The sequence below is a fragment of the Streptomyces sp. NPDC002793 genome, from assembly GCF_040295485.1.
Classification (GTDB): Bacteria; Actinomycetota; Actinomycetes; order Streptomycetales; family Streptomycetaceae; genus Streptomyces.
The window spans coordinates 1-1,428 of the sequence record NZ_JBEOVL010000141.1 but is presented as its reverse complement, the minus strand read 5'-3'; the positions used below and the strand labels follow the sequence as shown (position 1 = coordinate 1,428).

The window sequence follows — 1,428 nt, the reverse complement described above, 5'->3', positions numbered from 1 at the left end:
GCTTTGGTGGGTGGGACAAGTGTGATTGCCCTGGTGGGTGGTTGGGGTGGGTTGCGGTGGTGGGTGTGTTTGAGGTGCCAGTTGCTCATCTTGCGTTTGATGACGCGGGGGTTGGAGCGTTGTCTGCGGGGTGGGAGGAGTCGTTCCAGCAATTCATGGGTGGTGTGGGTCAGGGCTCGGCTGAGTCGTGAGGGGGGAAAGTGCCGCTTGGTCGGTGACGTGGCGGCGGGCGATGCGAAGGGTGCGGGTGAAGGACAGCCGGTCGGGGTCGAGGCCGGCTTGGTGAGCTGTGTGGTGCATGACGTCGCGTAATGCGTGGTGCACGAGGAGGAAACCGTAGATTTCCTGCTCGACTCCATCGGGGTATTGCGATCGAAGGACCAGCTGGCGGCCACCTTGGTGGGTTTTGATCTCGTCCAGGGTGTTCTCGATCTCCCACCGCTGGTGGTAGAGGTTGGCGAGGTCGGTGGCGGGCGCCTGGTCCGGGTCGCAGATGGTCGTGATCAGCCGGTAGACCGTATTGTCGCCGGCTCGGCCGAGGGTGTATTCGATGACGCGGATCCGGGCCGGATCACGGCGGTGTCGGTCGCCGGTGGCCACGATCTCGGACAGGTAGGAGCCGTCCTCGAAGGCTTCGAGGAGCGGGAGCACAACGTTCTTGCGGACGCGCCACAACAGGTCCGCGCCCGTGCCTGAAGCGGCCTTCCACAGCTCGAAGCCGGTGATGCCGCGGTCGGCCATGAGAAGTGTTCCCGGCTCGAGCCGGCCCAGCAATGCGGGAATGAGCTGTTGTTCGTGGAGCGACAGCGGACCGGTCGCCGCGGCGAACACCGCATGCGTCCCGCACTCCACCAGAGCGGCGACCCTCACCTGCGGGTATGCACTGCGCTGCTGTCCCCGGCCGGAGCCGGGACGGCCGAAGAACGTGCTGTTCGCCTCGGTGTCCGGGACGTCGAAGACGGTGCCGTCCACGGCCACCAACCGCCACCCGCGATACCAGGCGCCAGCCGTGTCCGGGGCGGCCACCGGCTGGCACACCCTCGCGAACAAGGCCTTCAACGGCTCCGGCCCCAACCGTCTGCGGGCTCTGCCGATCGCCCCCGTCGTCGGCACCTGCCACGGCTTCTCCCACTGCCGGACACGCTCCAGGCCCTGCGTCAGCAGCCGGGCCACCTCCTCATAGCCCTGGCCGGAAAACAGGCACATCGCGAGCACGAAATACACCACCACCCGGGCCGGCAGCAGCCGGGAACGCTGTTCCCGGCGCCCGCACTCCGCGATCACCTCATCGACCACCCTGGGTGGATACACCCGAGTCAACACACCCAAGGCGATCCGGTCCGACAACCGCTCACCCGACGACTTCACCTGCCCAGGCCTTGGCACAACACATCCAACGACCAACACAGCTCAAAGTCACCGGTATTG

The 1,428-nt window shown here is 66.4% G+C and carries 1 protein-coding gene; it reads right to left on the bottom strand.

Going from position 1 to position 1,428, the window contains the following annotated elements:
* Positions 1-153 precede the first annotated feature (153 nt).
* Positions 154-1,386 carry an IS4 family transposase gene (locus ABT001_RS36005; protein WP_351285912.1) on the bottom strand — a complete coding sequence of 411 codons (1,233 nt, stop codon included), beginning with the start codon at positions 1,384-1,386 and terminating at the stop codon, positions 154-156.
* Positions 1,387-1,428: the final 42 nt, after the last annotated feature.